We start from the raw sequence: 19,637 nt of genomic DNA, 5'->3' as shown, positions 1-19,637 counted from the left end.
TCGTACGCCTACGCCGCTTCAGCGCGCGGCAGCCGTGTGCGCCGCCGCCCCCACGAGCGCCGCGTTCTCGCCGAGCGCCGCGGCGCGCAGCGTGACCGGAGTATCCCCCAGGCCCGCGCGCAGTGCAGGCCGCAGCAGATCCCAGGAGGCGGCCATACCACCGCCGACGACGAGCGCCGTCGCGTCGAAGTCCCGCAGGAACGGGGCAAGTACGGCGCCGAGGGTGGTGAACGCCTCGTCGAGGACATCCCGCGCATGCCGCTCCCCCGCCCTCGCGCGCGCGGCGACATCACCGACGTCCAGGGCACGGTCCACGTCCAGGGCACGGTCCACGGCGCGGTCCGTTCCGCGGCCGTAGCGCGCGAGGACGGCTCGCCGCGACACCGAGTCCTCCAGCGGTCTGCCGCCCACTTCGACGAGGTCGATGCGGCCCTGGGGCGGCACGCCGGTGCCTTCGTGCCGGATGTCGCCGCCGACGAGGAAGGCCGAACCCACGCCCGTCCCGAGGGTGATGCCCACGCAGCGGTGGTGGTCTCGCGCCGCGCCCGCCCGCCACTCACCGAGCAGGCAGGCGTGCGCGTCGTTGAGGAACACCGCGTCCGCGGGGCGCGGCCAGATGCCGTCGAGGAGCACCGCGCGTACGTCGATGCCGTAGAGGTCGTCGAACTTGCCGACGCCCCGGAAGCGGGCGATGCCCTTGTCGTAGTCGAAGGGGCCCGGCACCGCGACTCCCCATACGCAGCCTGCCGGGGCGTCCAGGTCCCCGGCGCAGCGCACGACCGTGCCGAGGACGTGTTCGGCGGTGCCCCGGGCGTCGAGGGGGCGGCGGACGCGCCGGGTCACGGTCGCCGTGGCGGGATCCGCGAGCGCCGCGGTCACATGGGTGCCGCCGAGCTCCAGGACGGGCCTCATGCGTCCGCTCGGGAGTGGCCGGGGCGGACTCCGGAGTGGTCGGGACGGACTCGGGGGCGGCCGGGGCGGACTCCGGGTTCGTCCGAGCGGACCAGCGCCTTGACGACCCTGACCGCGCCTTCGCCGACCGCGGCGATGCGGTAGGGGCCGACGGCGGCGGGCACCGTCAGCGTCTCCGCGTACGAGAGCGTGTGCCGCTCCCCCTCCGCCGTGTACAGCACGACGCCCTCGCCTTCCGCGACGTTCAGCACGTGGAAACGGCCCGCCGTGTCGTCGTCGGCCACGGCGTCCGTGTCGAGGGTGTAGCGCCGCACCTCGTAGAACATCTCCTCCAGCGCGCCCAGGAGTTCCTCGCGCCAGCCCTCTCCTCGGCGCAGGGTGCGCGGCTCCTGGACGAGATCCCGCTCGACGGCCGCTCCTCGGCGCCCGGTCTCCAGGTTCGCGAGGCCGTGTTCGTACGGGAGTTGGCGTGGATTGCCGTCGGCGTCGGGGCGCAGCCAGTCGTAGAAGCGCAGGGAGTAGAGGTAGGGCGTGGCGCTGATCTCCAGGACGAGGTTCCCCGCTCCGCTGGCGTGCGGGGTGCCCGCCGGGATCATGAAGAGGCGGCCCTGTTCGGCGGGGAAGGTCATGACGTGGTCCTCGGGGTCCATGGGCACCCCGTCGTGCGCGGCCTCCTCGATCTCCTTGCGGAAGAGGTCCAGGTCGACGTCCTCGCGCAGGCCGAGGAAGACGCGGGTGTCGGGTCCTCCGAGGGTCATGTAGTACGTCTCGTGCTGGGTGTAGGCCCAGCCGAACCTCTCCCTCATGTACGGCTCTTTGGGGTGGCAGTGCACCGAGAGGTTGCCGCCGCCCACGGTGTCGAGGTAGTCGAAGCGGATCGGGAAGGACGTGCCGAAGCGGGCCCGGACCCGGGGACCGAGCAGGTCGTCGGCGTGCAGGACGCACAGCAACTGGAAGGGGATCTCGACCTGTTGGCCGGGGTGGGTGCCGATCAGAACTCCCGCTTCGGGGGCGATGAGTTCATAGCCCAGTGCGGTGTTGCGGGCCCCGGGGGCGAACCCGAGCGCACGCTGCCCCCAATGCCCGCCCCAGGGCGTGGAGTTGAAGTACGGGCGGGTGCGCACCGGGCGGCGGGCGAGCTCGGCCGAGGTGGCGCGCAGTCCGGCGCCGTCGATGGAGGTGGGGCTCTCGTGGTCCTGGACGTCCAGCCAGGCGTCCACGCGGGGCGCGAGGGCGTCGCGGTGGCGGTCGAGGACGGGCCAGTCGATGTAGAAGAGGCGCCTCAAGTCGCCCTCACCGGCGGGCAGTCCGAGGTTGCGTCCGGTGCCCGCGGTCACGGCGGCCTCGGCGTGGCGCTTGGGCAGGTCGGCGTACCAGAGCAGGTCGTGCGGGACGAGCGCGGCGCCGGGGCCGACGACCAGCAGGAGTTCGCGCCCCACCGGCGGCCGCGGCTGCGGGAGGTCGTCGAAGAGGTCGCGCAGCGAGGTCTCGGCGAGTCGGCAGTAGTAGGGGTCCTGGGCGTCTTCCGTGGACTCGGTGCGTCGGCGCACCTCGGCGGGCGTGGCGTGGTGGGCGCGCAGGTCGAGGGTCCGCACGGCGGTGCCGCGCGCGGTCAGCCCCTCGGTCAGGCGGGCGGCCAGGGCGTCCCAGTCCACCGTCGGCGGCCCGTCCACGGCGACGGTCGCGGGGCCTTGGGGCAGCTGCGCGGCGACGGCCTGCCAGCCGGTGGCGAGGACGGCCCCCGGCGCGGGGGCGTAGCGCGGGTCGAGCCGGTACACACGTTCTCCTTCGTGCGGACGTACGGGAACAACGCTCGGGGGCGGTCATCGGAGGCGGACTTCACGACCGGTGGTTCAGGGACGGGCGACTTCAGAACCGGGACTACGGGACCGGGACTTCACGGACGGGGGGACTTCACGGACGGAGGGACTTCAAGGACGGAGGGACTTCAAGGACGGAGGGGACTTCAGGGACGTACGAAGAGGACCGCGGTCGTCCCCAGCGCGGGCAGATCCACCGTCACCTCGCCATCGACGCACGGCAGTTGACCGCCCGCAGCCGTACCGAAGTAGTCGGCGCGGTACGCCGCGGCGACCGGGAAGTGCGCGCGCACGGGGCAGGCCAGCGGCTCCTCGGCGAACGACTGCAGCCGCAGCAGGACATGACCGGGCTCGGGCGTGATGGCGCCGACGAGCCGGACCCGCCGGTCCCCGACGTCGACGAAGGCGTGGCGCTCCCGCGCGCCGCCCGGGATCCCCCTGGCCCGGACGGCGCGCATCGGGCGGCTCCAGGCCGCGGCCGTGTGCGGACCGAGGCCGTCGGCACTGGAGCCGCTGGCGAGGGAGTAGCGGAAGGTGAACTCGAAGCCCTGCCGGCTGGGGAAGTTGGTGTCCCACAGGTTGTTGTGGATCCAGGAGAAGACGGTGGCGGGCTCGTCGTGGCCCATCGTCTTGGGGAACGGCGCGTACGGCAGGGCGATGTTGCCGAACTGCACGAGCGGCGCGTCCTGCGTGGACCAGGCCACCGCGAGGTCGTCGTCGTGGAGCGTCACCCAGCGCCGCACCGCCCGCATGTGCAGGGCGGAGCCCGGCACCACAGGCAGGCCGCTCCCCGTGGCCCCGCCGGAGGCCTCCATGCGGACGACCGGGTCGTCGAAGGCGAAGGGAAAGGCGAAGTAGGCGCTCTCCTTGCCGAGAACGGCGTCCTTGTCGAGGCGGTTCTCGATGTCGAGGCGGGGCACGCCGTGCGGCAGGGTCAGCGTAGTGCGCAGCCGATTGGCGCCGGCCGGACGCGTCTCGTACGTGATCGACTCGCCGGAGGCGGTGGAGCGGCGGGCGATGAGCGCGGCGGGCGGCGCCACGGCGCGGGCGCCTAGGTGTTCGAGGCGCTCGGACGCGGTGGTGCGGCTGGAGTTGTGGTTGAAGGCTCCGGCGGTGGTGTAGCTGTCGTGGATGTAGCCGTTGAAGCCGACGACGGCGTTCTCGCGGACGAGTTCGCGGCCGGTCCGCTTGTCGACGATCGACGCGACGCAGGCATGGGCGAGGTCGACGCGGACGGCGAAGTGCTCGTTCTCCAGAAGGGTCGGAGCGGGATGCGCGAGGGCCTCGGCCGCGCTCTCGGCCGGGTCCTCGCGTTCGGTGCCGCCGGTCGGGTTCCAGCCGGTGGCGGCCTTCACGGTCGTGGCTTCCGCGTCCGGGGAGGTGTCCTCGGCCACGGCGACGACGTCGAGGCGCACCGTCCCCGCGGGCGGCACGTCGTCGACGCGGACGAGGAGGAAGCGGCCTGCGTCGCGGTGGTCGTCGTTGGTCTGCGGCTGTTCCTCGTAGGCGAGTCGGCGTCCGTCGCGGGCGTCACGGACGCTCACCCGGCGCTCCAGCGGCACGGTGCTCTCCGGCAGGAAGACGCGGACGACGTCGGTGCGGGGCCAGGAGCAGGTGTTCACGACGTGGTAGGTCGCGGCGGCGTCCGGCGCGGCGGCGAGCCACTGTCCGAGGCGGGCGCTCGCGCGGGCGAGGAGCGCGTTGCCGTCGTCGTGGGCGCGCATCGCCTGCCCGTACTTCCAGTGCCATTGGTGCTCGCCGGAGTGGCCGCCCTCGTCGCCGTGGGTCCACGGGTCGCCGGCGCCCCAGGTGTGCTCGTCGAAGAGCGACACCGCCTCGTAGACCCCGGCGGCGTCCGCGCCGTCCTCCTCGGCCCCCGTGGCGCCGAGGAGGGCGGCGAACGTGCCGATGGTCTGGGCGTCGGCGACCACGGACTGGGCGGTCCTGGCCAGGGACAGGGGAAACGCCCCCGACCCGACCCCGTCGACCCACCAGTCGGTCCAGTCGCCCTCGAAGGTTCGGATCTCGCTGCCGAGCCTGGCCTCGGCGTCGGTGAAGAAGTCCTCGTTGCGGGAGAGCCGCAGCTGGGGGTGGGCCCAGGTGTCGTTCCAGCGGCGGACGGTGTCGGCGATGATGCGCCGCGGCGGCGCGTTGTCGCCGAACTTGCCCTGGACGCGCAGGTGGAGGACGTCCCAGGGGTAGGGCTCGCGCTTGACCTCGGTGTGGTCCATGGCCCAGCCGAAGATGCCGCCGCGATAGGGGTACGGGTTGGTGGCGAGGGAGGTCAGATAGGCGGGCAGCAGATCGTCGACGTCCGCGTAGTTCGTGTCGAAGCCGAGCAGCGGGCCTTCCATGTAGGCGAGGCCGTGCGGGGTGTCGGTGACCCAGACCAGGACGCTGTTGCCGCTGGGCGCGCGCCAGCGGAAGAGGCGGGGCAGCTTCTCGCCGCCGACCAGGTGGGGTACGGAGCGTCCGGCCCAATTGTGCGCCACGGACAGGTACTTGACGCCCGCCGCGGCGAGGGCGTCGACGAGGCCGACGACCGCACCGGGCACGTCGGTCTGCATGGCGGAGGTGAAGTCGACACCGTGCTCGTCGCGCACGGAGCGTGCCAGGCGCAGGAGTTCGTGGAGCTCGTCCGTGGAACAGGTCTCGGTGTGCAGATTGAAGGGCAGCGCGGTCAGCTCGATGCGGCCCTCGCGGACCCGGCGCACGAACTCCTCGACCTGCTCGGCGGGGCGGGCGTCGGCCCACTGCCGAAAGGACCACAACGACTCGACGCACCAGCGGAATCGGGACTCCTCGGGCCAGTCGTCGGTGGCGCGGGTGAGCTCGAGGCAGGAGTCGAGGAAGGACAGGTGCTCGGCCAGGACGCGACCCTGGGGGTCGGTGTAGCCGATGTCCAGGTGGGAGTGGTGGACCAGGTGCAGGGTCCAACGGCGCTGCGGGGTCAGGGGTACGTCGATGCCGTCATGCCCGTCCGGGAGGCCGACGGTGACGCGGGTCGCCGCCTCGACGGCGGGCAGCAGGAGCCGCACGGACCGCCCTGGCCCCGCCATGCGCTCGACGCGCAGCGCCGTCCCCGCTTCCGTGCGTACACCCAACTGGTCCGGGATCGCGGTGCCGTTGACGGGATCGACGCGCAGCGACTGGAGGAGCGTGCCGTCATCGGCGCGCCGCAGGAGGGGTTCCTCGGTGAGCCGCAGGACGGCGCCGTCGGGCAGGCTGCCCTCCGCGGAGACCACGCCGGAGCGCAGGCTGTCGCGGATCCGGTCGTTGTCCCAGTCAGTGGTGCGGACCAGTGCCCGTGTCGTCATGCGGATCTCTCCCGGGGGTGGGGGCGGCGGTCGGGTCAGCGGGCGGATGCGGTGATGCCGCGCAGGAACAGGCCGCGGAACACCAGGAAGAGGAGGAGGGTCGGCACGGACACGATCAGCGCGCCGGCCAGGATGACGGGCGGACCCGTCGAGGAGTAGGCGTTGTTGAGGGTGCTCAGGGCGGCCATGACCGGCTGGACGTCGGGGCTGCGGCTGAGGGTGATGCCGAGGAGCAGGTCGTTCCAGACGGCCGTGAACTGGAAGATGAACGCCGCGCCGAGCCCCGCCTTCATCAGCGGTACGTGGATGCGCCAGAAGATCCGCCGGAAGGATGCGCCGTCGATCAGCGCCGCCTCCGTCAACTCGGCGGACATGGTCGTCATCTGATTGCGGATCAGGAAGAAGGCGAACGGCACGGCCCAGGCCGCGTACACGAGCATCAGGCCGAGCCTGGTGTCGTACAGGTTGGTGTCCGCGTACAGGCCGAAGAGCGGTGCGAGGAACATCTGGAGCGGGAAGAGCGTGCCGGAGTAGATCAGCCAGAACCAGAACGCGGGCTTCGGGATGGGCAGCACGACGACGGCGAACGCCGCCATGGCCGCCACCAGGACGGCGACCAGGCCGCACACGACGGCGTAGAGCAGCGAGGCCTGGAAACTGTCGCCGATGCCCGCCACGTCCCAGGCAGTCTGCGCGTTCTCCCACAGGTCGAAGCCCTGGAGGGTCCACTCGGGCTTGCCCGCGTACTCGGCCGCCGGGGTCAGGGCGTTGACGATCAGCAGATACAGCGGGACCAGCCAGAGCACCACGCATCCGGCGACGAAGAGGTTGCGTACCGCGCGTCCCATGGGGCTCCCCTCCTCAGCTCTTGGCCGTGCCGGTGTCGGGCATCTGGCGGCGCAGGTACATCCAGGACGAGGCGACGACGATCACCGAGAGGACGAGTGCGATGGCCGAGCCGTAGCCCACGTGGAACAGCCGGAACGCCTCGCGGTACATGCTCAGGGCAAGGGTCTCCGAGGAGCGGGACGGGCCGCCCTTGGTGAGTATCCAGATCATGTCGAACGCCTTGAGGCTGTTCACGATCGCCATCCCGACCACCACGACCGTCACGGCGCGCAGTTGGGGCAGGGTGATGTGCCGGAACATCCGCCAGCCGCTCGCGCCGTCCAGTTCGGCGGCCTCGACGGTCTCGCGCGGGATGGCGCGCAGCCCGATCGCGAAGAGGACCACGTTCAGGCCGGTCGCCTGCCAGGTGCTTGCGACGATCATCGAGAGGGTGTTCTGCGGCCACTCCAGGAGCCACGTCTGCGCCCAGCCGTCCAGGCCGATGCCGCGCAGGACCTGGTTGACCGCACCGTCCGACGTCAGCATGAAGTTCCACAGGACGGCGGTGGCGGCCCCCGAGATCGCGAACGGCAGCACGATGATCAGCTGCGCGATGCCGCCGAACCGCATCCGGTGGGTGGCAACCGCGATGAGGAGCCCGGCGAGCACGGGCAGCAGCAGCGTGCCGGCCACCCACATCAGGGTGTTGAGCACCGACCGGCCGAAGATCGGGTCGTCGGCGAGCCGCGCGTAGTTGTCGAACCCGGTGAAGCTGCTGGTGAAGCCGTTGTCCTCGAAAAAGCTGCCGTAGACGCTGCGGAAGAACGGATACACCAGCAGGACACCGACGAAAGCGAAGGCGGGCAGCGCCCAGGGCAGGGCGGCGAGGGGGCCACCGAGCCTGCCGCCGCCCGCCTTCGCGGCCTGGTGCGGGGTGCGGGTGGGCACCCTGCGGCGGACGCGCACGGGCTTCGCGGCGCCGTGCGCGGGGGTCACGGTCTCGGTCATGTCTCCTCCGCCTCCCGCCACACGCGCCATGCCTCGTCGGCGCGGTCCTGCATGGTGCGCAGCGTCTTGCGGTACGAGGACGGGTTCAGGAGGAATCCGGCGAGGTCGTCGACGGTCGCCTCGACCAGTTCGGGCGGGCCCTGTTCCCAGAAGCGGTTGAGCAGCCACAGCTTGTCGCCGCGCACCTTCTTCGCGAGGCCCGCGATCACGAGGTTGGCGGGCTCGACCTCGGGGTTGGGGCAGCCGTCCTGCAGGGTGTGCGAGAACGCCTTCATGACCGCGGGGTGCAGCCAGGTCCTGGTGGCCTTCAACGCCTCGGTGCGGTCGGGGCCCTTGACGGTGGCGACGAGGGCACTGGACTCGAAGATGACGCTGGGGCGGGCCTTCGCGTCGGCCGTGGGGAGCACGAACGCGTCGAGGTTCTTGCCGGGCTTGCCGCCCGCGGCCGCGAGGGTGGAACCGAGCCAGGTGCCGCAGGGCACCATGCCGACCTTGCCGCGCAGCATCGCGGCGGCCGCGTCGTTGTGGTTCATGTCCATGGGCGTGAACCAGTCCTTGTCGAAGAAGGACGCGATGGTGCGCAGGGCCCGCTCGGCGCGCGGGTCGGTGTAGCGCTCACGGCCGTTCATCAAGTCCTCGTAGAACCGCGGGTCCTGGCGGCTGAGGATCTCCTGGAACCAGATGAAGGAGGGCCAGCGCCCGTCGGCCGTGCCGTGCAGCGGGACGATGCCGTCCTTCTTCAGGCGTGCGCAGGCGGTGAGGAAGTCGCCCCAGGTCTCCGGGACTTTCAGGCCGTGCTCGCGGAAGACGTCGGGGTTGTAGAAGAACACCCAGTACGCGAGGTTCATCGGCAGGCCGTAGACCCGCCGCCGATAGGTGAACGCGCCGCGCAGGGAGGCGTCGACCCAGCCCCTGGCGACGGCGCCCTCCCACTGCCGGGTCAGGTCGACGATGCCGCCGGTACGGGCGAGGTCCTGGAGGCGGTAGCCCGACCAGTACTTGAGCATGTCGGGGGTCTTGCCGGTCCGCAGCGAGGACTTGACGATCTGCTCGAACGACTCCAGGGACGGGTTGACTTCAGGCACCAGGCTCAGTGCCGCCACCGACTTCATGGCCGACCCGGCGGCGGCCATGGGCTTCTCCCACGCCGCGCTGTCGCCGAGGACGGCGACCTTGCCCCGGGGCTGCCCCTCGGCGGTGCCGCAGGCGGTCGCGAGGGCGCCGGCGGTGGCGCCCGTGGCGGCCAGGAGCAGGGTGCGGCGATCGAGGGAACGGGGACGACTACCTGACATGGATGACTCCCTCAGGCGTGCCTCGGCCCGCTGTTATCGTTAACACGGGCGTGATGGAGCATCACCGCGGCCGAGTCGGATGTCAATGGGTCGCGAACCGCTCGCGTTGCGAACGTCCCTTGCGTGTACGGAGGTTCAGTCCTCTGCAAGGCCGGGTGGTCCAGCCGGTGATTCCAGTCGAGGAGCCAGCCGGTGATTCCAGCCGGTGGTTCACTCGGTGGTTCCAGTCGGGGGTTCAGCCCTGCGGCGCCAGTCGCTGGATCTCCCGCACGACGTACCGGGCGTGCGGCTTCACCTGTGGCAGGAGATCGTCCCAGCGCTCCTCCTCGTCCCCGAGATAGACGGCGCGGGCGCGCTCCAGCACCGACCGGTGCTCGGCGGGCAGCCGCCGCAGGACCCAATCGGCCGCGCCCGCCTTGGACTTGATGTCGCCCGTGGCCAGGGTCGTCCAGATGCGGGCGAGGGTGAGCAGGACGTTGCGGGTGTCGGTGTCGAGTTCGGCGAGCAGCTCGGGGACGCCGGCGACCATCGCTCGGGTGACGTCCCCGGGCGGGACCGGGTCGAGCACCTCGTCCGGCGCCGGTCCCACCAGGGCGGCGCGGCCCCGCAGCACCATCGTCACCAGGAGCGCGAGATCGGGGGCCGGTTCGGGCTCCGGGGTCTCGCCCCGCAGGTACGCGTCGCGCAGCCACTCGCCGTACTGGAACTCGCAGCGGGGCGGGTACGTCCAGGGGCGGATGTCGCCCTGGACGGCGACGGTCAGCTCGACGGGGCGCAGGGGCTCGCCCGGCGCTCCGCTGCCCGAGATCGCGAGCAGACCGTCGGTCAGGGCCTGCCGCTGCCCGGCGGTGGTGGGCCGCCGGGCCACGACGAAGACGTCGATGTCGCTGTGCGGACGCAGACCGCCGAGGACGGCCGAGCCGTGCAGGTAGACGCCCACGATGTCGTCCGCGCCGAGCACGTCGCCGACCAGGCGGACCACGTCGTCGGTCTGCGTCACTTGCCGCTCCGTTCGTCACACGTCCCGTGCCTCGCACCGCGGGTCACGCCAGTACGTAGTCACGCATCGTAGACACCCGCCGGGCCCGGCCGTCACGCCGGGCCCGGCCGCCACCTGGGTCAGAACGGCTTGGTGGGAAGGTACTTGCCGTCCAGGGTGATCACCGCGCGCTCGCCGCCCTCGGGGTCGGCGACCTTCTTGACGTCGAGCTTGAAGTTGATGGCGCTGATGATGCCGTCGCCGAACTGCTCGTGGACCAGGGCCTTCAGGGTGGTGCCGTAGACCTGGAGCATCTCGTAGAAGCGGTAGATCGTCGGGTCGGTGGGGATGCCGCCGGGGATCGAGCCGCGGGTCGGGATCGTCTGCAGCAGCGTCACCGCGTCGTCGTCCAGACCGAGCAGCTCGGCGACGGCCTTGGCGGCAGGCTCGGGCAGGGCGTGCTGGCCGAGGACCGCGGCGGTGACGAAGGCGACCGAGAGACCGGCGGCGTCGGCGATCTGCTGCCAGGACAGGTCCTTGCGCACCTTGGCCTCGACGGCGCGGACGGCGAGGTCCTGACGGGCGGTGGCGTCGAACTGGGCGTGGATCATGAGAGGGGTGTCCTTTCGGGATACGGGCAGGAAGGGTCCTGCCGCGAGGGGGGGTGGTTCAGGCCGCGGTCGCGGCGGTGGTGGCGGCAGTGAATTCCTCGACGGCGCCCTTGACGGTGAGGTCCTCCACGGCACCCGTGGCGATGTCGTAGACCCAGCCGTGCAGCGTGAGCGCGCCGCGGGACAGGGCCCTGGCCACCGAGGGGTGCGTGGCCAGGTGGTTGAGCTGGGCCAGGACGTTGTCCCGCACCAGGGCGGCTACCCGCTCGGCGCCGGTCGCGGAGTCGGGCGTGCGGGCCACGGCGGCGTCCGCGTGGCGCAGCCAGTCGGCGACGGCCGGTGCGCCGGTCAGGTCCCGGCGCTCGGCGAGAGCGGTCATCGCCCCGCAGGCCGAGTGGCCGCACACCACGATGTCGGTGACGCCGAGGACGGCCACCGCGTACTCGATGCTCGCGGCGATTCCCTCCGCGTACGGCGTATGGGCCGGGACGAGATTGCCCGCGGTGCGGATGACGAACAGCTCGCCCGGCTCGCGCTGGGTGATCAGCTCGGGGACGACGCGGGCGTCCGAGCAGCCGATGAACAGCGTGTCCGGTGTGTGGCGGGTGGCAAGGCGTGCGAACAGCTCGGCCTTGGCCGGGAAGACGTCCTGCTGGAAGCGTTGCACTCCCGCCGCGAGGTCTCGCATGGTCACTCCCTTCGGTAGGCGTCCGCCCTGTCGGGCTGACGAGATCCACCATGCATGACCTGCGCGTATAGCGTCCAAGACGCAATGTCCATGACTTCTATCGATGCCATCTATAGCTGTGTCTATAGTTGAGGGCATGGCCCCTGAACTGCGACATCTGCGGTATCTGCTCGCCGTCGCCGAGCACGGCAACTTCACGCGGGCGGCCGAGGAGCTGCACATCTCCCAGCCGACGCTCTCCCAGCAGATCCGTCAGCTGGAGCGTGCGGTCGGCGTCCCGCTCCTGGACCGCGGCGGCCGCACGGTCCGCCTCACCGACGCCGGTGCCGCCTATCTCCCCCACGCGCGCCGCGCCCTGCAGGACCTGGCCGCGGCCGAGCGCGCCGTGCACGACGTGACCGACCTGTCGCGCGGCACCCTGCGCCTGGCCATCACGCCGACGTTCACCACCTACCTCGTCGGGCCGCTCACCGCCCTGCTGCACGAGCGCCATCCCGGGATCGCCCTGCACCTGCGCGAGTTGCCGCAGGACCGCATCGAGCCCGACCTCCTCGCCGACGAGCTCGACCTCGGCATCGCCTTCCACGGCCCGCACCTGTCGGGCCTGTCCGCGACGGACCTGTTCACCGAGTCGCTCAGCCTCGTCGTGGGCGACCTCCATCCGCACGCGGACCGGTCGGCCCCCCTGCCCCTCGACGAGCTCGCCACCACCCGACTGGCCCTGCTCAGCGGCGACTTCGCCACGCGCGTGCACATCGACGCACACTTCGCCCGACACGAGGTACGGCCGGACGTCGCCGTGGAGGCCACCTCGATCAACGCGCTCACCGAGATCGTCCGGCACACCCGGCTGGCCACCGTCCTGCCCGACGCCCTGACCCGCGACCACCCCGGCCTGCGCACCGTCCCGCTCGAACCCGCCCCGCCCCCGCGGACGGTCACGCTGCTGCGCAGGGAGAGCGGCTACCGGAGCGCCGCGGCTCGGGCCTTCACGGAGCTGACCCACGAGTGGTCACGGGAACAACTTCTCCCCCACGAACACCAGTTGAAGGGTTGACGGAGTTCTGACAATCAGTAAGGTCTAGGCCAATGAGTCGACCGAGGCGCCCGGTTGTCTCTTCCCCCTCATCCCCCCACCCAGAGGGAGCAGAGATGCATTCGAAGCGGAAACTGGCCGCTGTCGTCGGCGCGGGCTGCGCGCCGCTGCTGGTCCTGGCCTCGGTCACCCCGGCCGGCGCCCACGGCTACGTCAACGCACCCCCGAGCCGCCAGGCCCAGTGCGCGGCCGGAACCGTCTCGTGCGGCGAGATCACCCATGAGCCGCAGAGCGTCGAGGGCCCCAAGGGCCAGACGACCTGCAGCGGCGGCAACGCCCGGTTCAAGGAGCTCGACGACGACAGCAAGGGCTGGCAGGTCACCGACGTCGGCTCCTCCCAGGAGTTCAGCTGGAAGCTGACAGCACGTCACAGCACCAGCACCTGGCAGTACTTCGTCGGCGGCAACAAGATCGCCGAGGTCGACGACGGCGGTGCCCAGCCGGGCGAGACGGTCACCCACACCGTCGACTTCGGCGGCCTCACCGGCAAGCAGAAGGTCCTCGCGGTGTGGAACATCGCGGACACCGCCAACGCCTTCTATGCCTGTATCGACGTGAACATCAAAGGCTGACCTCGGCATCTGACCTCGGCATCTGACGTCGGCGGTATGCACCGAGGCCGATGCCACACCTGCCCCGTCGGACCGATTCATGGTCCGACGGGGCGGGGTCAGTCGCCCGGTCGGTCATTCGCGCGTCAGGTTCATCTTGCCGAACTCGCCCGGTCCCGCGAGCCGGGCGTACGCGTCGGCGTACCGGTCGAGGGGTACGGCCGTGTCCACCGGGACCCGCAGACATCCGGCGGCGAGCAGGCGAACAGGCGAGCGACCGAGGTGCGGACGAGGTGCGGACGAGGTCCGCGAGTACGGCCTTCTCCGCGGGTGTGCGGCCGCGGACGGTCGTTCCGATCAACTGGCCGCGCACCAGCGTGAGATCGAACATGCGCAGCGGCACCGCGGCGCCGGCCTGAACGCCGACGATCAGCACCTTGCCGCGGCTGCGCAGCAGGCCGGCGCACACTGTCCACGGCATGCGCACCGGAGGCGGCGGCGACCTGCACCATGGCCGTTCCCGCACCGCCCGCCGCGCCCGTGATCAGCACATGGTCACCGGCGCGCACCTGAGCCTGGGGCACCAGGGCGTCCCAGGCCGTGGACCGTGCCGAAGGCCTCCGGGAACCCGGCGGCCTCTTGCCAGGACAGGGGGTCCGGGACCGGAAGCAGGAGATCGGCGGGGACGGCGATCCGCTCGGCGCGACCACCGCCACCGACCAGTGCCACCACCGCGCCACCCGGTCCCACCACCGCGTCGCCCGGCCCCGCCACCGGGTCCGGCCGTTGTTCCAGACGGAACTGCCCACCGGAGTCGCTCACTACAGCTCGCAGGAACGCACTCCAGGTCCGGTTCCCGGCGGGGCGGTCAGCGGGGCGTCCGTCACCCGTCCGTCGCGCCCTCCCCGTCGTCGAGCAGCACCGTCGAGGCCAGCTCGCTCAGTGCCGCGCGGCTCGGGCGGCCCGTCTTCAGGATGAGGCTGGCCACGTGCTTCTCGACCGTACGCGGTGAGATGTAGAGGCGGTCGGCGATGTCCCGGTTGGCGGGGCGGGGCGCCATGAGACGGAAGACCTCGTACTCGCGGACGGTGACGCCGAGTTGGCGCAGCGGACGCGGCACCGCGTCCGCGCCCCTGCGGCGCTGTTGCACCGCCACGCCGTTCCTGCGCAGCAGCCCGCGGCAGGCGCCCGCCACGACGGGCAGCTCGGCCTGGTGGAAGTACTCCTCGGCCCGGTGCAGCCACGCCGTCGGCTCGCCCCAGTGGTCGCGCAGAGCCGCCTCCGCGACGAGGCGCAGGCCCAGGTGGTGGGCCAGCGGGAACGGGGCAGCCGCGTGGCGGGCCGCCCGCACGGCCGCCTCCGCCTCGTCGCGGCGGCCCGCCCTGCCGAGGTGGACGGCGCGGGCGAGGAGCGTGAAGTGCCGGTTCCAGCGCAGGCGGGACAACGGGGCTTCCGGGTCGGGGAGTTCGGGCCGTGCCGACATCTCATGCCGCTGCCGCGGGGTGGTCACTTCGGCGTGCGTTCCCCTGGAACTCGCCCCCTTGGTGGACCTCCCGCGCCTGCCGCCCCGCGATTCCTCTGCGCCGCCCCCGGCCCCCGTACGCAACGCGTCGAGCAGATGCCGCAGCCCCTGCCGGCCGTCCAACGGGTGCCCCGCACCGCGCAGTTCCGTGCGGACCAGCTCCTCCTGGGCCCGCTCCCGGTCCTCCTCCAGAAGCGCGCAGAACGACCTGGCGAGTCCGGCGGTGAGCGTCGCCAGCGGGGAGCGGTCACCGCCCCTGCGATGGAACTCCGCGACGGCCTGGTCCATCCTGGCGCGCTTGCCTCGGTGCGCCGCCAACACCGCCTCAGCGGCCAGGAGTTGTCGGGTACGGTCCTCGTCGCGCGGTCCGTCAGGACGCGTCCAGCAGGCGTCGATCAGCTGGGCCGCGGTCTCGAACCGGCCGCTGAGCACCAGCCACAGCGCGAGGTCCGCCTCCGCCGACGCCCCGATGTCCCCTGCGCCCAGCCGCACCGCCTCGCGCCGCGCGTGTTCGAGGCGGGCGACGTCCCCTTCGGTGAGCCAGTCGTCCCCGCCCAGCCTGAAGAGCGAGCGCAGCCGCCAGAACGGCAACCCGTGCCGCTCCGCGACATTGCGGACCCGGTCGAAGCAGACCGTCGATTCCTGCACGTCACGCGACCTGGCGAGGACGCCGAGCACGTCCCAGGCCTGGCAGGCCGCCTCCCAGGCCCCGGTGCGCTCGGCCGTCGCGGCGGCCCGGCGGGCGCGGGCCTCCTCGCGCGCCGAGACCTCGCCCGCCTGCCGGGCAAGCACGGCCTCGGCCGCGTCGACGACCGCGTACGCATCCGGGTCGGCGCCCAACAGGCGGCGGGCCTCGCTCAGTTGGGCCCGCCCTGCCTCCTCGCGGCCGCAGGCCGCGGCGACCCGTGCAAGACGCAGATGCAGTCCGGCCGCCCGTTCCGCGCCGACCGCCGCGGGGCACACCCCGTCCACCGCCCCGTGCAACCGCCAGGCGCGCTCGCTCTCGCCCGCCTCGGTCAGCGCGTTCAGGAGCAGGTCGAGGACGTGCGCGTAAGGAACCGCCTGCTGTGGGTCGGCGGGGCCGACGCCCGCCGGGTCCTCCCCGGTCAGGAGGGCTCGGGCCCTGTCAAGGGCGTCGGCCGCCGCCGTCGCCGCGCCCTGCGCGAGGGCGCGGGACCCGGCCCGTGCGTACAGCCCGGCGGCCGTGATCCGCTCCCCTGTGGCGGACCACAGCCGCGCGGCCATCAAGCACCACTCGGCCGGGAGTTGAGGGTGCAGGTCCTCCACCGCGCCCGCGCACTGGCGGGCCGTGCGAGCCTGCTGTTTCGGGGTGAGCGTGCGCAACAGGGCGCGGGCCGTCAGCGGGTGACGGAACGCGAACCAGTCGGGCGCGGGCTCATCGGCTCCGATGAGCCCGGCGGCGAGGGCGGCGTGCAGCAGACCGAGCGCCTCGTCGTCCGGCATGCCGGTGGCCGCCTGGATCACGGGCGCGGGGAAACGGGTACCCATGGCCGCCGCCGCGCACAGCAGCTCGCGCCCCCGTGCGCCGAGCCGCTCGACGCGCCGCCCGATGCTGGTGACCAGCGCGTCGGGGACCTCGGCCGTGCCCGGGTGGTCGGACAGGCGCCAGCCCTCGGTGTCGTACGCGAGGGCTCCCGCGTCGGTCAGATGGGCCAGCAGCTCCTCGACGAGCCAGGGGTTACCGTCGCTCTGCGCCAGGACGTGCCCGGTCAGTGTCTCCGGCAGTTCCTCGGGGCGGGCCGAAAGCCGGTGCGCGATCAGCCGGCGCACGTCCGAGCGGCCGAGCCGGTCGAGCGCGACGAGGCTCGCGCCGCCCCGGCGCGCGATCGCGCGTGCCAGCTCCAGGGCGGGGCACGGCTCGCCGCGCAGGGTCACCACAAGGGCGACGGGCTCCTGCGCGATGTGATCGACGAGGAACTCGACGATCGCCGGGGTGAGATGGTCCGCGTCGTGGAGATCCTCCAGGACGAGGAGACAGCCCCGGCCGCGCCCGGCCGCCGCGACCGCGCGCAGCACGGCTTCCCCGAGCACGACGAGCGAGCCCGCCCCCGGCGCGTCACAGCCAGCCTCGGTCTCCGGCCGCTCGGTATCCGACCGCCCGGTCAGCCCCGCGAGGGCCGCGCGGCACAGACGCGCCGCTTCCAGGTCGAGCCGCCCGTCGCGGGAGAGTTCCACGAGGGCCTCGGTCAGCGGGCGGTACGCGGCGCGCTGCCCGATCGTGCCGGCGCGGCCCCGCAGGACGCGCATCCCGCGGGCCGACGCGCGCTCGGCGACCTCCGCGGCCAGGCTCGACTTGCCCGCCCCTTCCTCTCCCGTCAGGAATACCGCTCCTCCCTCACGTGCCCGCGCAGCACCCAACACCCGATCGAGCAGACCGAGTTCACAATCTCGTCCGAAGACGATCGATGTCCTGTCCCGTACGTCCATGGCGTCCTGTCCCCCGTTTTTCCTGCCAGTACGACCCACGTCCGAGCCGCATCCGCTGCTCGCTGCCCGGACGCCATTGAGTGGATACGGGCCCCGACGGCCGTTTGTTCAGCCCGCCCCGAGAATTCCCCCGAAAATTCCGCCGACGGCGGCGCCGGAGCTCAGCGGTCCGTACCAGCCGACAAAAGCGGGGGCGGGATCCCCATGCCGGGGGCCGGTGCGCCTCGAATCATGGGGGCGTGCGGTCGGCAGACGGAGCCTCCGCACCTTGCCCCCTCTCCGGCATCGGCAGGAGAGGGGGCAGCTCCCGGTACAGAAAAGGAACTCTTGTCATGAAGCTCATAGCTCCACGCCGTCCGGGCACCCTCCGGATCGCCTCGTCCGCCGCCTACGTCCTCCCGACGGCCCCGTGAGAGGCGCGGCGTCATGAGCACACATCTGTGGCTGACCGGGCCTCGCGTCGGTGGCGGAACGAGCGGGACGACACGGGAGACGGAGCCCGACGTCTCGGTCGACTGCCATCGGCGGCTCCGGGGCCCGTACACGGGGGCGGGGAGCCTGCTGCGCTCCCTGGCTCCTCACATCGACGCGATCCGGCCGGAGTTGCTCGACCGGCACAAGGTGGAGGTCCTCGCGCTCGCTCCCGAGCTGCGCGGCCTCGTCACCGCTCCACCGGAGACCCTCACCGCGCGGGCCGCGCCCGCCGAACGGACCCGGCTGCACCCCCGCACCCGCACGCGCCGCCTCGCACACGGCGTGGTGGAGCTCCTCCTGTCCTTCGCGAGGCTCGACCGACGGCGCCCGCTGGTCCTGGACTTCGCACATGTCGACGCGGCCGACCCGACGGACCAGGAGTTCCTCGCGGTGCTGCTGCGTCGCACGGATCCCGAGCGCATCACCATCGTCGTACGTACGACCGGAACAGAACTGGACGCTTCGGCCGCGGAGTTGGCGGGGGCACTGCGTCGCTACGCGCTACGGGTCCCACCGACACCCCCGGAGCTCATCCCCCCGCGGAAGCGGACCGCCCTCGCCCGGACCTTCGTCGCGCGCGACGGCGTCTCGGACGATCCCGGAGAACAGACCGCCTACGAGGAGACCGCCCCGGACGTCCGGGCCCGACTGCACGACGATCGCGCCGCGGAGCTCCACAGCCTCGTGGACAAGGGGGAGTTCAGCCTCGGGCTCGGCGCCCTGCCCTACCACCTGGAACACGGCAGCGACCCCGCGAAGGCCGCACCCGTCCTGCTCGCGGCCGCCGAGCACGCGCTGAACCTGGGCGCCTATCACGCGCTGCTCGACGTCGCGCGGCGCGCTCAGGACGCGGCCGGGGACGACGCGCCGCTCGGTCTGCGCCTTGGCCTGCACACCAAAGTCACCGTCGCCCTGACCCTGTTGGGCGACACGGAGCAGGCCGAGCGGCTGCATCTGACCATGCGCGAGCGGTCCACGGATCCACTCGTCCATCTGGTCACCGGCTACTCACTGGCCATGCTGCACACCCGCTTCCATCCGCCGGGCCGCCTCGACCACCTGGCCGCGAAGGCACTTCTCAACAACACGATCGCCCTCGCCTCCCTGTGGCCGCATCCCGAACAGCGGGCCTTCCACACCACGTTCCAGGAGAACGGCCTCGCGCTCGCCGAGACCCATCTGGGACGCCCCGCCGAGGCCCTGCGCCTGATCCAGAGCGGCATGGAGCGGATGTGCCGCGAACTCCCGGACGGCAGCCACCTGTTGCACCGCTCGGTGCTCCTGCACAACCGGGCCAGGGTGTACACCGCTCTGGGTCGACTGGACGAAGCGCTGACCGACTTCGACGCGGTCGTCGCGATGGATCCGCACCACCCCGAGCACTACGTCGACCGGGCCGGCGTCCGGCGACGCGTCGGCGACGTGCGCGGCGCGCTTGCCGACTACGACCGTGCGATCGATCTGGCACCTCCCTACTGGGAGATGTACTTCAACCGCGGCGACGTACGCCTGGAGCTGGGGGACCCCGTGGGCGCGCTCACCGATCTGCGCCACGCCGCGGATCTCGACCCCGACCAGCCCGACGTCCGGGCGAGTCTCGCGGGACTCCTGCTGGAGCAGGGCGAGCCGGCGGGCGCGCGGATCCACATCCTCGAAGGGCTGCGGCGCCATCCCGATGACGTACGTCTGGTGTGCGCGCACGGTCTGCTCGCCCTGCACAGCGGCGACGAGGCGCGGGCCCGCGCGGACTTCGACCGGGCGCTGGCCGCCGATCCCCGGCTCGTGAGCGCCCTGGCGGGCCGTGCCGCCCTGGCGCACGAGGCCGGGGACGACCGGGCCGCCGTCGACGACCTGACGCACGCCATCGCGCTCGACGCCGACGATCCGGATCTGCTCTACAACCGCGGGTACGTCCATCAGCGAGCCGGACGGACGGCCGCGGCACGCGCCGACTACGCCGCGGCGCTGGGTCTGCCCGGCGCGGACCGGGACGAGCTGAGGTCCCGCCTCGCCGAGTGCGAGACCGACGACCCCTGAGGCCGCCGCCCGGCTTCCCGGTCGCCCTGCCGCCCGGTCGCCCTGCCGCTCGGC

At 72.4% G+C, this 19,637-nt stretch carries 14 protein-coding genes; 3 read left to right on the top strand and 11 right to left on the bottom strand.

The window, feature by feature from the left end; all coding sequences use genetic code 11:
- Positions 1-18 precede the first annotated feature (18 nt).
- From AB0B50_RS27840 to AB0B50_RS27800, 9 genes are all read right to left on the bottom strand, one after another.
- Positions 19-912 (bottom strand): ROK family protein, encoded by an 894-nt coding sequence (locus AB0B50_RS27840; protein WP_362337535.1) that lies wholly within the window; start codon positions 910-912, stop codon positions 19-21.
- Positions 909-2,690, bottom strand: a complete 1,782-nt coding sequence (locus tag AB0B50_RS27835) for a hypothetical protein (protein ID WP_362337532.1) — start codon at positions 2,688-2,690, stop codon at positions 909-911. The genes AB0B50_RS27840 and AB0B50_RS27835 overlap by 4 nt, the downstream gene beginning before the upstream one ends.
- Positions 2,691-2,878: 188 nt before the next feature.
- Positions 2,879-6,049, bottom strand: a complete 3,171-nt coding sequence (locus tag AB0B50_RS27830) for an alpha-mannosidase (RefSeq protein ID WP_362337529.1) — start codon at positions 6,047-6,049, stop codon at positions 2,879-2,881.
- Positions 6,050-6,084: 35 nt separating this feature from the next.
- The gene (locus AB0B50_RS27825) at positions 6,085-6,897 is read right to left on the bottom strand and encodes a carbohydrate ABC transporter permease (RefSeq protein WP_362337526.1); all 813 of its coding nucleotides are present in this window, start codon (positions 6,895-6,897) and stop codon (positions 6,085-6,087) included.
- Positions 6,898-6,910: 13 nt separating this feature from the next.
- Positions 6,911-7,885: a sugar ABC transporter permease gene (locus AB0B50_RS27820; RefSeq protein WP_362337524.1), complete on the bottom strand. Its 975-nt coding sequence runs from the start codon at positions 7,883-7,885 to the stop codon at positions 6,911-6,913.
- Positions 7,882-9,177 carry an extracellular solute-binding protein gene (locus AB0B50_RS27815; RefSeq protein WP_362337521.1) on the bottom strand — a complete coding sequence of 432 codons (1,296 nt, stop codon included), beginning with the start codon at positions 9,175-9,177 and terminating at the stop codon, positions 7,882-7,884. The genes AB0B50_RS27820 and AB0B50_RS27815 overlap by 4 nt, the downstream gene beginning before the upstream one ends.
- A 235-nt stretch (positions 9,178-9,412) precedes the next feature.
- On the bottom strand, positions 9,413-10,177 hold the full coding sequence (locus AB0B50_RS27810) for an aminoglycoside adenylyltransferase family protein (RefSeq protein WP_362337518.1): 765 nt from the start codon (positions 10,175-10,177) through the stop codon (positions 9,413-9,415).
- Positions 10,178-10,296: 119 nt separating this feature from the next.
- Positions 10,297-10,767 (bottom strand): cyanase, encoded by a 471-nt coding sequence (gene cynS, locus AB0B50_RS27805; RefSeq protein WP_362337515.1) that lies wholly within the window; start codon positions 10,765-10,767, stop codon positions 10,297-10,299.
- A 58-nt stretch (positions 10,768-10,825) separates the two neighbouring features.
- Positions 10,826-11,455, bottom strand: a complete 630-nt coding sequence (locus tag AB0B50_RS27800) for a carbonic anhydrase (RefSeq protein WP_362337512.1) — start codon at positions 11,453-11,455, stop codon at positions 10,826-10,828.
- A 136-nt stretch (positions 11,456-11,591) separates the two neighbouring features.
- Between AB0B50_RS27800 and cynR the strand changes: the two genes are divergently transcribed.
- Together cynR and AB0B50_RS27790 are read left to right on the top strand one after the other, a co-directional pair.
- Positions 11,592-12,512 carry a transcriptional regulator CynR gene (gene cynR, locus AB0B50_RS27795; protein ID WP_362337509.1) on the top strand — a complete coding sequence of 307 codons (921 nt, stop codon included), beginning with the start codon at positions 11,592-11,594 and terminating at the stop codon, positions 12,510-12,512.
- A gap of 95 nt (positions 12,513-12,607) precedes the next feature.
- On the top strand, positions 12,608-13,123 hold the full coding sequence (locus AB0B50_RS27790; protein ID WP_362337506.1) for a lytic polysaccharide monooxygenase auxiliary activity family 9 protein: 516 nt from the start codon (positions 12,608-12,610) through the stop codon (positions 13,121-13,123).
- Positions 13,124-13,657: 534 nt separating this feature from the next.
- Here the strand turns inward: AB0B50_RS27790 and AB0B50_RS27785 are convergent.
- Both AB0B50_RS27785 and AB0B50_RS27780 read right to left on the bottom strand, forming a co-directional pair.
- Positions 13,658-13,924, bottom strand: a complete 267-nt coding sequence (locus AB0B50_RS27785; RefSeq protein ID WP_362337503.1) for a hypothetical protein — start codon at positions 13,922-13,924, stop codon at positions 13,658-13,660.
- 61 nt (positions 13,925-13,985) lie between these two features.
- The gene (locus AB0B50_RS27780) at positions 13,986-17,072 is read right to left on the bottom strand and encodes an AAA family ATPase (RefSeq protein WP_362337500.1); all 3,087 of its coding nucleotides are present in this window, start codon (positions 17,070-17,072) and stop codon (positions 13,986-13,988) included.
- Positions 17,073-17,498: 426 nt separating this feature from the next.
- On the opposite strand from AB0B50_RS27780, the gene AB0B50_RS27775 reads away from it, so the two are divergent.
- Complete coding sequence (locus AB0B50_RS27775) at positions 17,499-19,583, top strand: tetratricopeptide repeat protein (RefSeq protein WP_362337497.1); 2,085 nt, start codon at positions 17,499-17,501, stop codon at positions 19,581-19,583.
- The last annotated feature ends 54 nt before the right edge of the window (positions 19,584-19,637 follow it).

Origin of the sequence: Streptomyces sp. NPDC041068, assembly GCF_040647455.1 — a bacterium.
Lineage (GTDB): Bacteria > Actinomycetota > Actinomycetes > Streptomycetales > Streptomycetaceae > Streptomyces.
Note: the sequence above shows the minus strand (reverse complement) of the source record. Positions and strands in the feature narration are given on the sequence as shown.